Source organism: Ileibacterium valens (genome assembly GCF_001945525.1).
Classification (GTDB): domain Bacteria; phylum Bacillota_I; class Bacilli_A; order Erysipelotrichales; family Erysipelotrichaceae; genus Ileibacterium; species Ileibacterium valens.
The window spans coordinates 1-13916 of the sequence record NZ_MPJW01000287.1 but is presented as its reverse complement, the minus strand read 5'-3'; the positions used below and the strand labels follow the sequence as shown (position 1 = coordinate 13916).

Here is a 13916-nt window from a genome sequence, read left to right as displayed (position 1 = left end):
ATAAAGGAAATATACGGTTTATCAGTAATTTTAAATCCATGATGAACAACGGAAAAAACCGTAATACTGCGATCGCCGCTTGTGCTCGAGAAATGGCTTGCTTTATCTGGGGAATGGCTACGAATCACATTGAGAATCGTTCTCACTGTGATCCACTCACTGGTGAAATCCTTAGCCAAAACATCACAATAGAAAATAAATGTTCAAATCAAATCAACGGAACAACCAAGTTTTAACAGAATTTGCAGCACTCTAAGTCTTTTTATCTGAAATTAACGAACAATTGACAATAAAGTTCAGAGAAATGAATGTCATTCATAAGTCCTGGAAGTAAGAGGTTTGACTATCCACGTTTATTCTATGTTAATCCGCGTTTTTAGATGGTGGGGTCTCAGCGAAACCATTAACCTGTGAAAATCCACGTATATCAGATGGGTTTAAATAGCTGATGAATCCATTCCAGGATTTATGCATGACATTCACTAATCCCTTTATGTAGTTAAAAAACAAATTTGTTAGCCCTCAGTGCGCCCTTGACAAGGGGGGCTTTCATATCAGAATAGCTGCCTTTCGTTTTATTGGTACCTATTCCTGGTTTTTCAACATCTTATTGATTATGAAATTGTACGAAAAGCAGGTATCAATTTCTGAAATTGTTCAAAAAGGTGCACTGAAAAAAGCGGCAAACGGTATTATCGCTTTAAGATTATGAATTATCCTCTGTAAGTCAATCTGTTTCCATGTCGATGTTTTGGCTGTGGAACTTTTTACTCGCTTGAAATGCCTGTTCTTTCGTATTGGCAGGATTTCATTCTGAATGGTCTGGATCACCTCCTTCTGGGTCGCTTTCCTTTCGAGGAATTGTAAAACAATGAATGCCAGTGCTTTTCGGTTGGTCTGGTATTTATACTTACCACCAGGCTGTCTTGGACTTGCACATTTGGCAATGGCACTGATCAGGTTAAAAACCATGACCGCTGCATCGATTTCCTGCTCGATCAGATTCTGAGAGCGAGAATGAACCTTCTCGGCATTCAGGACAGTTTTTAAGTCTCTAAAGGAGACTTCAATTTCCCAACGAAGATGATAAAGTTCTTTGATGTCTTCAGTGCTGAATTCATCTTCACTCAGATTCATCAGCAGGTATTCGATCGTTTTAACCACTTCTCCTGTTTCTTCATTCTGACTTTCGATTTCAACAATGATGATTCGATAGGAGAATTCCAGTTCCGGACGGTCTGGCGTACTCAGGCTCACTGATCCTTTGGGAACCTATTTATATTCGCCCGTATATAAGGAAGATACAGAGGTCACTTGTTTAGTGAAACCCAGAGCAGCCTCTTTGATGAGTGAATGATCAAATTTCTGTCTGGATTGACAGAACGCAGAGGCCGAAAATTCAATATGATGATTTTTACAATAAGTCTGTGTCTGCTGCCGGATCGAAGCAGAAGACACAGAAGCGATCAGACGAACATTCAAAGAAAGTCCAATTTTTCGACCGCGTATAAAGGATTTGCCTTGAATAAGAGAACGATCAGGATCTTCACCGATCTGATCGATCGTACGATTAAATAAATCTCTGTAATCTTTAGGGGATTTTTGGGAATTCGAACGGGTCATAAATACCATCTCCGAAATCCTTCGGATTATGTCATTAGGCCCGTTAGACGTTTGTCAAGTATCAAAATTGGATAATTTATAAACTTGTTATTTCATCAAATATATTCGCTAAAAAAAGCAAAAATAAAAAATCGATTCTTCCAATCGAGACTGAAAGAATCGAAATCTTAACTTAATGACATTGGTGTTTATTGATGTTTGATCACATCGGACGGATGCCAAAAACGTTTTTTAGCCGCTCCTGCAAAGTAGTCTGTCTTTCATAACGCGAAATGGTCCTGCAGCCGCGAATAAATGCTGTCTTATTGCCTACAATGGTCAGTTTTTTCTTTGCCCGGCTGATTGCCGTGTAGATCAGCTTTTTTGTCAACATGAACTGATGACTTGGATCGACGATGACACAGACTTCCTGATATTCAGAACCCTGAGATTTATGAACCGATATAGCCCAGGCATGCCTTAAGTTGGTATGGATTTCCGAAAGTCCTTCATAAGTAACCGGTCCTTCATCAAAGTCAACAACGATTGTATTGGCTGCAGAATCTATTTCGCTGATAACTCCAATGTCCCCATTCCACACATTAAAATCCGGTAGATTTTTTAACTGAATGACGCGGTCGCCTTCAATAAACATCGTTTTGTCTCGAAAATTGATGTAGGGTTTGTTTGCGTCAAATGGATTGAGCAGATCCTGGAGCGTTTTATTGATGTTATTGATCCCTGCCCCTCGGTTATACTGCGGCGCTAAAACCTGATAACTTTCCGGCGTTTCACAATCTGAGGTAATCGATCGAACTTCAGAAATAATCTGATGGCCATCGGCCTCTACAAAAGTGACTCCATCCTTGAATTCTGGATCTTCATTTTCCCGGATCCGTTTTGCTAGTTCAGCTATTCCTCCTCCTTCAGAAGAGCGGTAAAGCTTAGTTAAAGAAACCAGTGGAATGGTCTTTGATTCAATCAGATCCGTCAGGATCTTTCCTTCCCCCACCGATTCGAGCTGATCTTCATCCCCAATCAGAAGGATTCTGGTTTCAGGTGGAATGGCACGCATTAAACCGGCGAAAACAAAAGTATCCACCATTGAAAACTCATCGACAATGATAAAGTCAAATTCAAGCTCTTCAGCATCTTCCTTGAGAATATCGAAAGAGTTATTTTCCTTATTCCATTTCAAAAGGGAGTGAATCGTTCTGGATGGCCGATCCGAGAGTTCGCTTAAACGCTTACTGGCTTTACCGGTTGGAGCACATAACTGTACCCGTGAATCCGGATAGAACTTTTTGATCAGATTCAGGATTCCTTTTACGGTGGTTGATTTTCCTGTTCCAGGTCCGCCATTCAGAATCATTATGGGTGATTGAAAGAAGACTCGAATCGCGTCTTTTTGATGCTCGTCATATTGAATATTCAGTTCTTTTTCGACTTCTTTGATAGCCAGATTGACTTCCTCTTCGGGGATTTCATCAATTGGAAACGAATGCTCCCGCAGTTTACGGGCGATCGTCCATTCATATCGATACAGCTTGCCTGGATATAGCCGGTCCTTTTCTGAAACAATGTAATTTTTTACGATAAGATAATTCAGTCCGGCATCGAGTTCATCCTGAGGAATCATTGCATACCCTGAAAAGAGCTGCTCTTTTAAAACATAAGTTGAACCCGTATTAAAAGTCAGGGTTGAAAGCTGTTTATATAAAGCGGCTGAAAGCCTTCTTAGATCATTGTTTGGAAGGTGGATACCATCTGCGAGTTTTAAAGCCGATTCATAGGAAAAAGAAGGAATCTTATACAATGGATCAAAACAGTCTTTTTCAAGCATGGCATGAATATCCACATAACGTCTTAATATCGCTTCTACTTCAGTTTCCTTAAGACCAAATTTCATCAGTTCCATGTAGATTGAAGACATATCTCCAACCTGTTTATAGCCTTCTTTAATCACGTTGACTTTGTCCTGATCTAGATTGCAGCGTTCTTTGAGAATATCCGGATCTTCTCCAATGAGGTCGATTGCTTCATCTCCGAGTTCTTCATAGATGCGAAGAGCGGTTTTAGCACCGATCCCTGGAAAGATTTTTGAAGACAAAAAAGCGACAATCAGATCTTTCTCACTTTTTTTCAATGGCTCGCAATAATCAATCGCAAGCTGAGTTCCATATCTTGGATGGGTTTCCTGATGCCCTTTCAGAAGGTAACTGGTTCCCGTTTTCGCATTGCAAACGAGTCCTTTTCCAATAAAAGAAAGCTTTGAATCAGTTTCCTCAAATTTGCCGATGATAAAAGCAGAGTCCTGAGCCTGAAAGATAATTTTTTTGAGCTGGCATTTACTCAGACCGCTATTTTCTTTATCAGTGTCTTCCTGTTCGCGCTTATATTCTGGTTGATTATCGTCTTGTGGGGATTCATTTATTGAAGACTTGCCGTGATCTGAATTTTTAAGCTCCGGGGATGCATTGGATTGTAAATAGGATTGCTTAATCAAAGAAAGTTCTTTTTCCTGATCCGAAACCTCTTTTGCGATTTTAAGATGAGAAGATTCCGCTTTAGTCATAATCGATCATCCTATTCATCTGATTTTTCTTCCTGCTGCGGCAGAGAATTTGGATTTTGTTCTTTCTGATTGGCTGACTTGTTTAGATTTCCTGAATCTGTCTGGTCTTTTTGTTTTCGGTTTTCTTTCTGATCTTTCAATTGCTTTTTATGTCTGGCTCTGTTTTTCTGATTTTTTCTGGTCTTCTCCATGCGGATTTCTCTTTGCTTTTTTGCCTTTTCATAAGCCTGAATGCCGCATTCATTAATTTTCTTTGTCAGATCCTGGCCATCTCGGTAGATCGTTTCAATGATTCCACCGCCAAGACAGATTTCTCCGTTATAGAAAACGGCTTCCTGACCAGCAGTCACGGAAGAAGATAGCTGCGGATAATGAACCATCGCTTTTGTTGGATTGTCTGGATCGATCGTTACCTGGACTGGAATGTCTTTTTGCCGATAACGAAATTTAACAGTTAAATCAGTAGGAACCTTTTGAATATCATCAATCAGCCAGTTGATCTGATCGACTACGCATGAATCGGAATACAGCCAGTCCTGATGATCTGTGTGGCAGACATACAGGAGATTGGATTCGACGTCTTTTCCACACACAAACCAGGGACCCCGATGAGCGGTGATATTCATTCCCTTTCGCTGGCCTAACGTATAATAAAGAACGCCATCATGCTCGCCAAGAATCTCTCCGGTATCGATATCGACAATCTGACCTTTTTTTGCCGGCAGATAATTGCTTAAAAATTCTCTGAAGTTTCTTTCCCCGATAAAGCAGATTCCGGTTGAGTCTTTTTTGATCTTGACTGAATCCAAAGACAGCCGACTGGCCAGGTCTCTGACTTCAGGTTTTGAAAGATGACCGAGCGGAAACAGAGTTCTTGAGAGCGCATTTTGTGGAATCTGAGCCAAAAAATATGTCTGATCCTTATTTTGATCCATCGCTCTTCTTAAGGAGATATAAACCGATTTTTCCTTTTCAGTCGGCTTGGCTGTTGTCTCTGTTTTATTTTCAGAGTCTGCTTTTGTTTGCGTAATTGTTTGATCGAAGATCAATCTGACTTCCTGAGGACTCTTTTCCTTATAATCATTGGATGCATAATGACCGGTTGCGATCAGATCGAATCCATTTTTTAAGGCGTAATTATAAAACGCATCAAACTTGATGTACTTATTGCAAAGAATATCCGGATTGGGGGTTCTGCCTTTGCCGTATTCCGATAAAAAGACTGTAAAGACCTGATCCCAGTATTCCTTGATGAAATCGACCCGAAGCAAAGGAAGGCCTAGTTTTTCAGCGACTTTTTTTGCATCCTGATAATCATCTTCCTGAGGACAGGTATTGTTGAAAATTTCGGGATTGCCCTTGATATCATTATTGGCAAAGGAATCCCAATTACGCATGAAACAACAAGTCACATCAAACCCCTGTTCTTTTAGCAGGTAGGCTGCAACAGCAGAATCAACTCCTCCACTCAATCCAACAAGTACTTTCATACGTTTGACTCCTTTCTGGCTTACGCCTGTAAAATCCAAACTTCAGTATAACAAGACGACAAAAAAAAGCACAGACCAGAGAAATGAAGCTCTCGCTTCCAGTTTCTGAACTATGCTTGCCTGTCTTCTCTTTATATTCTTCCTTCATATGGATTCCTAGCTCTTCTCATCTTCTTGTTGAGAATCCCCATTACCCTTTTCCTCTTTCGGTACGAACCGGACGATCAGATCAAGTTCAAGACCTTCCGCTAAACGCTTGAGCAGCTTCAGTGATGGATTTCTGGTTCCATGTTCAAGCTTGGAGATATCGCCCTGATCAATACCCGTTCTTCTTGAAAGTTCATTCTGAGTAATGGCGAGTCGATTTCTCTGTTCGCGAATGGCTTTAACGATTTCCTGTTCAATCGAAAGACATGTGTCAACCTTTTTTGAAGGCTGACTGTTTTTATTGCTCGATCGTTCGTTCACCTTCCATCGCACCCCCTGACCAGTGATTGAAGATTTAGCGTCCTTCTGATTGATTTGTTTTCCCAACCTCTATATTAAAGGATCTACCTGTCATATTCTATAACTAAGTTAATATTTATCGTATTCTTTCATTTTTCTTGTTTGTCTTCTTCCATAATCACAAAGGAGCATAAAAGATATTTAAATATCACCTAAAAAGCATTTAAACTCCACAATACATGTTTCGGTTATGAATCTAAGAATGTTCTATCAATTAACGAATGTTTCATACTAAGAATACCACCGCAAATTTAGAATGCAATTGTTTTTCCTGAGTTGTTTTTAATCTTCTTGACAAGAGGAAGCGATTCTTTTATTATTTCGTTATTGCCCGAGTGGTGAAACTGGTAGACGCAGTGGACTCAAAATCCACCGGTAGCGATACCGTGCCGGTTCGAGTCCGGCCTCGGGCACCAATTTGCTCGATTCGCCTTTATATAAAGGCTCAATATGTGATGATGTCCGTGGGAAACACCCGGGACTCAATTGCCTCATATAAAATAAATTTCAAGACGACAAAGCTGAGAAGATGTTATGAATCATCTTTCTGGCCTTGTCGTTTTTTCTTTATTTTTCTTTGGTTTATCGTCTGTGAGAACATGCAAAAAGAGGAAATCCATTTGGCGGTCATCTGGATTTCCTCTTTTCTCATTATTTGTAATTTGCAATTTTAATGTTTATTTACATTTTTATGTTTGCTTTGACTGATCAATAGCCGATAGCCTTAGCTTTGAGTTGCATCGACATTATTGTCGCGGACAAGAACATCATGAGCTCCGCCTTCAGTAATGGATACAGAAGAGACAAGAGTGACTTTGGCTTCTTTCTGAAGCTGCTCAATGCTCATTACTCCACAATTGGACATCGTATGACGGATCTTTGAAAGAGTCAGACCAACATTGTCGGCTAATGCCCCAGCGTAAGGAACATAGGAGTCAACGCCTTCGACAAAGGACATACCGGTTTCTTCTCCGCCGAGGTCATAACGCTGCCAGTTTCTGGCTCTTGCGCTTCCTTCGCCCCAGTACTCTTTCATGTAGTTGCCATTGACGGTAACAACTTTCGATGGTGATTCCTTAAAGCGGGCAAAGTAGCGTCCAAGCATAACAAAGTCTGCACCAAAAGCAAGAGCCAATGTAATGTGATAGTCCTGAACGATTCCGCCATCTGAACAGATTGGAACATAGACTCCAGTATTCTTATAGTATTCATCACGGGCTTTGGCCACTTCAATGGTGGCGGTAGCCTGGCCGCGTCCTATTCCCTTTTGTTCACGGGTAATGCAGATGGAACCTCCGCCAATACCGATCTTGACAAAGTCGGCACCAGCTTCAGCCAGATAACGGAATCCATCACCATCAACGACGTTTCCGGCACCAATTTTTACGGTGTCACCATATTTGTTGCGGATCCATTCAATGGTTTCTTTTTGCCAGACGGAATAGCCTTCAGAAGAGTCAATGACAAAGATATCCGCTCCAGCTTCTACTAGTGCTGGAACACGTTCCTTATAGTCGCGGGAGTTGATTCCTGCACCCACCAGAAAGCGTTTCTTGTCATCAAGCACTTCATATGGATGTTCCTTGTGCTGCTCATAATCCTTACGGAATACAAAAGCGACAAGATGCTGCTCATCATCCACAATTGGCAGCTGGTTGAGCTTATGATCCCAGATGATGTCATTGGCTTCAGATAGCGTGATTCCGTCCTTGCCAACCACCAGGTTTTCAAATGGAGTCATGTAATCAGCCACTTTGGAATTGTCCAGATCCACGCGGGTTTCTCTGAAATCGCGGCTGGTAATAATTCCAAGCAGTTTGCCATCCTTTTGTCCATTATCAGTAACCGCCATGGTTGAATGACCGGTTTTCTGACGCAGTTTGATGACTTCTCTTAAAGTCGCATCGGCTGCAATATTGGCATCGCTGCCGACAAATCCAGCTTTGGTGGATTTGACTTCACGAATCATAGCCGCCTGACTTGCGATTGACTGCGATCCAAAAATAAAGGAAATTCCGCCTTCCTTAGCCAGAGCTACGGCCAGATCCGGCCCGGAAACAGCCTGCATGACTGCAGAAGTTAATGGGATGTTCAGGCTTAAAGCCGGTTCTTCACCCTTTTTGAATTTGACTAATGGAGTTCTCAGACTCACTTTATCGGGGGTGTCGTTTGGTCCGGTGTAACCTGGAACAAGCAGATACTCAGAAAAAGTTCTTGAAGGTTCTTTGAAAAAAATCGCCATTGAATTGGGTCCTCCTTGAATATTGCACCTATTTTACGTCAACCATTATGAAACACAAGCAAAAATGAACGCTAATTTGTGAGAAATTCTGATTTATGAGGATGTAATTCGTTTTCAGAAAACACAATGTAAATCAGGCTTTTTAATTGGCCTTAAATGACTTGTTTTCATCAAATCTCTGTCTATCTGTTCAATTCTCAGTCGATCTGTCCTTAACTGATTGCTAAATCATGAAAGATGAAAAACATAATTATGAAACATAAAAGTGATAGACAAAAGACCGGAATGTTCTCCGGTCCTTTGTTTGTTTCGAATTCCCTGGTCAGGATCGAAAATATGAAATGAATCGTTTAGAAAACGTATAGAAAATTCAAAACCAGATGGTTAAACCGTGATCGTTTAATTTTCTCTGTTTTATTCGGTATATACAGTTAATTTCAATTTATTTCAGTTTATTCCAGCTTGCTTCAGTTTTTTTCAATTTATTTCAGTTTATTCCAGATTATTTCACTCTGCTTCAGAGTTTTCAGTTGAAGCAATTTGTTTAGTGAAGTTCAACGATAATTGCTGAATATGGAGCAATGACAACAGAATTGGTTTCTTCCGGATTGCTTTTACCTGAATCAAAGAGGATTTTTCCATTCTGATTGAGGTTGTAATCATAGAATCGGTCTGTTGGGTTAAAGAAGCATACGAGGGAGTCGTCATCTTTGTGAGCCCGATAAACAAGAACAGAGGATGCCATGTTTTCGGTGCTGACATTATTTTCGATTTCTTCTTTGGTCAGCAAACGCAAAGCGGGATGATTCTTGCGAATTTCAATCAGCTTCTTGGTCGCATCGACAATGGCTTCATGTTTGTTTCTTCTAAAGTAATCCATGCGGTTATAACTATCCGAACGATTATAGGTGTTTCCAAGGTTCTGCTTGGTGCGTCCAAATTCCTGACCCGCATGAATAAATGGAATACCCTGAGCCATTAAGACCATTGCATTGGTCAGGATCTGTCTCTTGTCACGAATTTCAGAGCTTTCTCCCTTGCAGGCCTGACGGTTTTTATCCCATAGGGTGTGGTTATCATGACATTCAACATAGTTCACTGCTTTTTCAGGACTTGTAAAGCGGCCTTCAAGAACACTTCCGAGCATGACCTGTCTAGCGTTTTCTAATTCATCGGTGTTGCCGCTGGCATACCCTTTCTTAGACAGATCGTTGTTATTGCCGCGGATGACTTCACGGAAGCGATCAGAGAAGTGTCCAACTTCAGGCATTTTGGCCTGGTTATTCTGAGAAGCGCGCAGGTTTTCCGGTACGAAGCTTGGCATATTCCATCCTTCTCCATAAATCATGAAATCCTTTTTGCGTTTACGGGCTTCTTTTGTAATTTCGTTCATGGTATCGATATCGATAATTCCCATTAAGTCAAAACGGAACCCATCGACATCATAGGTATCAATGATCTGATTGGTCGTATCGACAAAATACTTGCGGCTCATCTTCGGTCTGGTATCAATGTCATTTCCGCAGAAGGAACCATTGGAGAAATCGCCATTTTCAGACATCAGGAAATAATAGTTTGGCACCAGATTTTCAAGGGCGAAACGGCCTTTGTTATAGACATGGTTAAAGACAAGGTCCAGGTTGACGCGGATTCCGGCTTCATGCAGTGAATGAACCAGTTTCGAAAATTCTTCAATTCTGGTTCTTGCATCGGCTGGATCAGAAGAATAGCTTCCTTCGAGGGCACGATAATGCATTGGATCATAGCCCCAGTTATAGAAGATATTCGGATAAGCTTCATCGACACTTCCAAAGAAGAAGACAGGAAGAAGCTGCACATGGGTTGGGGCCAGTTCCTTAATATAGGAAAAACCGGTACGGCGCTCCTTTGTGGTTTTATTTTCTTCCACAAAACCTAAAAACTGTCTTGGATGAGTGATTCCAGTTCCGGTCTGGCTGGTCATGTCACGAACACTGGCCTCATAAATAATGGCATCGGTATTTCCATTCATTTCAGGCATTTTGATCTTTTCAGGCAGTTTAACCAGAGAAAGATCATCGACAACAGATACCGTTCCATTAATTCCTAAAAATGGGTTATATGGATCGACGGTTTCATTGATCACTCCATTGACTCTGACAGTAAAGGTGTATGGAACATGTAAAAGGTCACGGTTTACGCTGACTTCCCAGAGTCCGCGTTCCATTCTTTTCATCGGCAGAATCTCTTTTGGTCCATCTGCTCCCTCCGGTCTTAATACCAGATTGATTTCAAAGGCGGTTGGTGCCCAAAGACGGAATGTTGTTTTCTTAGGAGTATATGTAATTCCGAGATCGTCTTTGTCATAGGCAAACTCTTCATCGAATTGCTCAGTTTTAACGATATGAGAATACTGAGCTGGCACTGACTGGCAATGCTCATCAAAAAGCATATATTCTTCACCAATTTCAAGCGGAGAGTCTACACTGAGTTCATAATGGATATACTGATTAGAGAGTTCCTCTTTCTTTTTAATCGAAAGTGGAATGATATTATCCCTGGAATCCTTCAGGTGGAAAATGCGGGAAAGCCCGCCATAAAAATTCTTGGAAATATATACGTTGACTTTATTAAAGTTATCGATATAGCATTCAAGCGCATCATGCATTCGCATAAATAAAAACTCCTTCAATCGAAAAATTCTAACATTATATGTGAACAACTCATTTAAGGATGTTCGCCTTAGCCGCACAGAACAGCAGCTTTTCATATTGTAATGATTGAATGTCAAAACCTTGCTTTCTTTTTGAAGTTCGTATAATTCGGTTCAAAATGTTGACTTATTCGACAAATTTGAAGGGCATTCAATCTTTAGTACAAACGGTTTGGATGACCAATTTCATAATCTCAAAGAGGAAAGAGAATGTTCATATTTTTTTCAAAAAAACTGTTTATTTACACAAATTGATTCTGTTTTTTTGATTCCTGCCTCTTTTGGCTAAGAGCTGATGCGATCAGCCATGTAAAGAATTTTTTAAGATCATCAGGCAGCTTTTCATAGCTGATTTCATTGGATTGAATAAGAATATAAACGAATCTTCATTTACAGATGATGTAAAAAGAGGAATAGTTTGACTTCGATGTCATTACTCCCTTAAACATTACTGTTTATCAGTAAATAATTGTTTTTTTTACCCGAAAAAGATAAATGTGAATTTTATTTTTAAAAACGTTATTTTTTCAGACAGAATGAAACAATAAAGAAAGGAAAACCATATGGAAAATTATCGTATTGAACATGACGTTTTAGGAGAAGTTAAAGTTCCCGCTTCGGCCTGCTGGATGTCGCAGACTCAACGCTCCCTTGAAAATTTTAAAATTGGAACTGAAAAAATGCCTCCTGCTTTACTGGATGCTTTTGCCCTGCTTAAACTCGCCTGTGCAGCAGCCAATGAACAGGAAGGGAAAATTTCAAAAGCGCAAAAAGAAGCGATCGTAAAAGTCTGCCGCGAAATCCTTTCCGGTAATTATCGGGATCAGTTTCCTTTAGCCGTCTGGCAGACGGGCAGCGGAACGCAAACCAATATGAACTTTAATGAAGTCATCACCTTTATTGGAAATCAGAATGCCGGTAAGTCTTTGCTGCACCCAAACGATATCGTCAATGCTTCCCAATCAAGCAACGACACCTTCCCAGCCGCTTTGCACATTATGGCTTCCCTTCAGCTGAAGAATGAGCTGATTCCAGCTCTCGAAGAGATCATTGAAGAATTGAAACGGCTCGAAGAAGAAAACAAAGGTCTGATTAAAATTGGCCGAACTCATTTACAGGATGCAACACCTCTTTATTTTTCAGATGAAATTTCCGGCTGGAGAAGCATGATGGAACATTCGCTGCGCCAGCTCAATCAGAATTTGCCCTTTATTCATGAACTGGCTATTGGGGCTACAGCCGTTGGCAGTGGGCTCAATGCGCCCAAAGACTTTGGAGTTCGGGTCTGCAAAATTTTAGATCAGGCGACTGGAATTCACTTTTCAAGCGATCCAAACTTTTTCCATGCCCTTACCTCCAAAGATGCCTGTGTACTAATCTCAGGGATTCTCAAAGGACTCGCTGCCAATGCCATGAAAATGGCCAACGATGTTCGCTGGCTGGCCAGTGGTCCACGCTGCGGAATTGGTGAAATTGAAATCCCGGCTAATGAGCCCGGCAGTTCCATCATGCCTGGTAAAGTCAACCCGACTCAATGTGAAGCCTTAACGATGGTGTGTGTTCAGGTGATGGGAAATGATACAACAATCGGTATAGCCGCCAGCCAGGGCAACTTTGAGCTCAATGTCTTTATGCCTTTGATCGCTTATAATCTGTCTCAGAGCATTACCTTGCTAGCCGATGCGCTGCATTCATTTACGATCCATACCTTAAATGGCTTAAAGGCCATCGAAGAGAAGATGCAGCAGAATCTCAACAATTCATTAATGCTGGTGACCTGCTTAAATCCAGTCATTGGATACGAAAATGCTGGAAAAGCAGCCCGTTATGCTTATGAAAATAACCTTTCCTTAAAAGAAGCGATACTGACTTTAGGATTGCTGACTGAAGAGCAATTCGAAAAACATGTCCGTGCTGAAAAGATGGTCTGAAACTTTTTTAAATCACCTGAAGAACAGTGATTCTAAAGATATATCGATAGAGCATAAAGAGGTGCCTGCACTTTTGTTCGGATTTTTGTGATCGAATCAAAGAGAGTATCCAATCTTTGAGATCCATTTACCAAATCATAAGAATCAGAAAAATCAGAAAAATCATCAGAAGAATCATCTCATGACCTACTCAATCGCATCAAAACCGTCTCTGAGACACATTTCGAGTTAAACAAATACCGTATAGACAAGTTTGTTTCCAATCAGGAATAAACTCGCCTGTACGGTATTTTTAATGCGGACTGCATTGGAATCGATGTCTAAAACCAGAAAAAATCAAAATTGGACAAAGCTGGTTAACCGTACTTGATTTAGTGCAGTCTGGTTCTTTCTTGCCTGGTCGATTCTGTTGATTCTGTTGTACCTGCAGACCATATCGATCTTATTAATCCTGTCATTGAGATTGCAGTTTTTTAGGTCTTTTCTTTTTTTATGTTCGGCTTTTCTAAGTCTTGCTTTTTGAGTAATACTTTTTGGGAAAAGAATTCGATCGCCCAAGAAAATGCTCTTTGATGGTATTGATCTCTCAGACGATTTTTGAATTGAATCATCTGATTGGTTCTGCACTGGTTTGTGGACGTGATTTCCATTTTTAGCTATGTTCTGGCATGGATTAGCAGGACTTCTGTCATCCATTCACGCCGCTACTAAATATCTACAACTATCTAATATTCCTCTCAATAGTTACAAATATCTTTCCTGTCCGGCTTGAACCTGTTATCACGGGTCTGCTCCAGACAGATTCCTGTTTCTTCTCTTTTCTGAGGCTTCCCGCCCACTGTTTTTCCAGTGTTTGCATGGCAGTCCACAGGCATTC

The 13916-nt window shown here is 40.7% G+C and carries 9 protein-coding genes and 1 tRNA gene; 3 read left to right on the top strand and 7 right to left on the bottom strand.

Annotation, left to right across the window (positions count from 1 at the left end):
• On the top strand, positions 1-236 hold a 236-nt coding region (locus BO222_RS14215; RefSeq protein ID WP_456300905.1), incomplete at its 5' end, for a hypothetical protein.
• Positions 237-657: 421 nt separating this feature from the next.
• Here BO222_RS14215 and BO222_RS13135 read toward each other — a convergent pair.
• The 5 genes from BO222_RS13135 to BO222_RS13110 form a co-directional block, all read right to left on the bottom strand.
• Entirely contained in the window at positions 658-1257 is a 600-nt protein-coding gene (locus tag BO222_RS13135; RefSeq protein ID WP_075821156.1) for a transposase, read from the bottom strand.
• A gap of 15 nt (positions 1258-1272) precedes the next feature.
• Entirely contained in the window at positions 1273-1623 is a 351-nt protein-coding gene (locus BO222_RS13130; protein ID WP_143357055.1) for a hypothetical protein, read from the bottom strand.
• 202 nt (positions 1624-1825) lie between these two features.
• A complete protein-coding gene (gene recD2, locus BO222_RS13125; RefSeq protein WP_075821154.1) occupies positions 1826-4177 on the bottom strand; it encodes an SF1B family DNA helicase RecD2 in 2352 nt (783 codons plus the stop codon).
• Between the two features lie 11 nt (positions 4178-4188).
• Entirely contained in the window at positions 4189-5667 is a 1479-nt protein-coding gene (gene mnmA / locus BO222_RS13395; RefSeq protein ID WP_083647832.1) for a tRNA 2-thiouridine(34) synthase MnmA, read from the bottom strand.
• Between the two features lie 156 nt (positions 5668-5823).
• A complete protein-coding gene (locus BO222_RS13110; RefSeq protein ID WP_075821158.1) occupies positions 5824-6135 on the bottom strand; it encodes a helix-turn-helix domain-containing protein in 312 nt (103 codons plus the stop codon).
• A 368-nt stretch (positions 6136-6503) separates the two neighbouring features.
• Here BO222_RS13110 and BO222_RS13105 point away from each other — a divergent pair.
• Positions 6504-6590, top strand: a tRNA-Leu gene (locus BO222_RS13105).
• 308 nt (positions 6591-6898) lie between these two features.
• Here the strand turns inward: BO222_RS13105 and BO222_RS13100 are convergent.
• Positions 6899-8416 carry an IMP dehydrogenase gene (locus tag BO222_RS13100; protein ID WP_075821153.1) on the bottom strand — a complete coding sequence of 506 codons (1518 nt, stop codon included), beginning with the start codon at positions 8414-8416 and terminating at the stop codon, positions 6899-6901.
• Between the two features lie 544 nt (positions 8417-8960).
• Positions 8961-11069 carry a type I pullulanase gene (pulA, locus tag BO222_RS13095; RefSeq protein WP_075821152.1) on the bottom strand — a complete coding sequence of 703 codons (2109 nt, stop codon included), beginning with the start codon at positions 11067-11069 and terminating at the stop codon, positions 8961-8963.
• Between the two features lie 602 nt (positions 11070-11671).
• Between pulA and BO222_RS13090 the strand changes: the two genes are divergently transcribed.
• Entirely contained in the window at positions 11672-13039 is a 1368-nt protein-coding gene (locus tag BO222_RS13090; RefSeq protein WP_075821151.1) for a class II fumarate hydratase, read from the top strand.
• Positions 13040-13916: the final 877 nt, after the last annotated feature.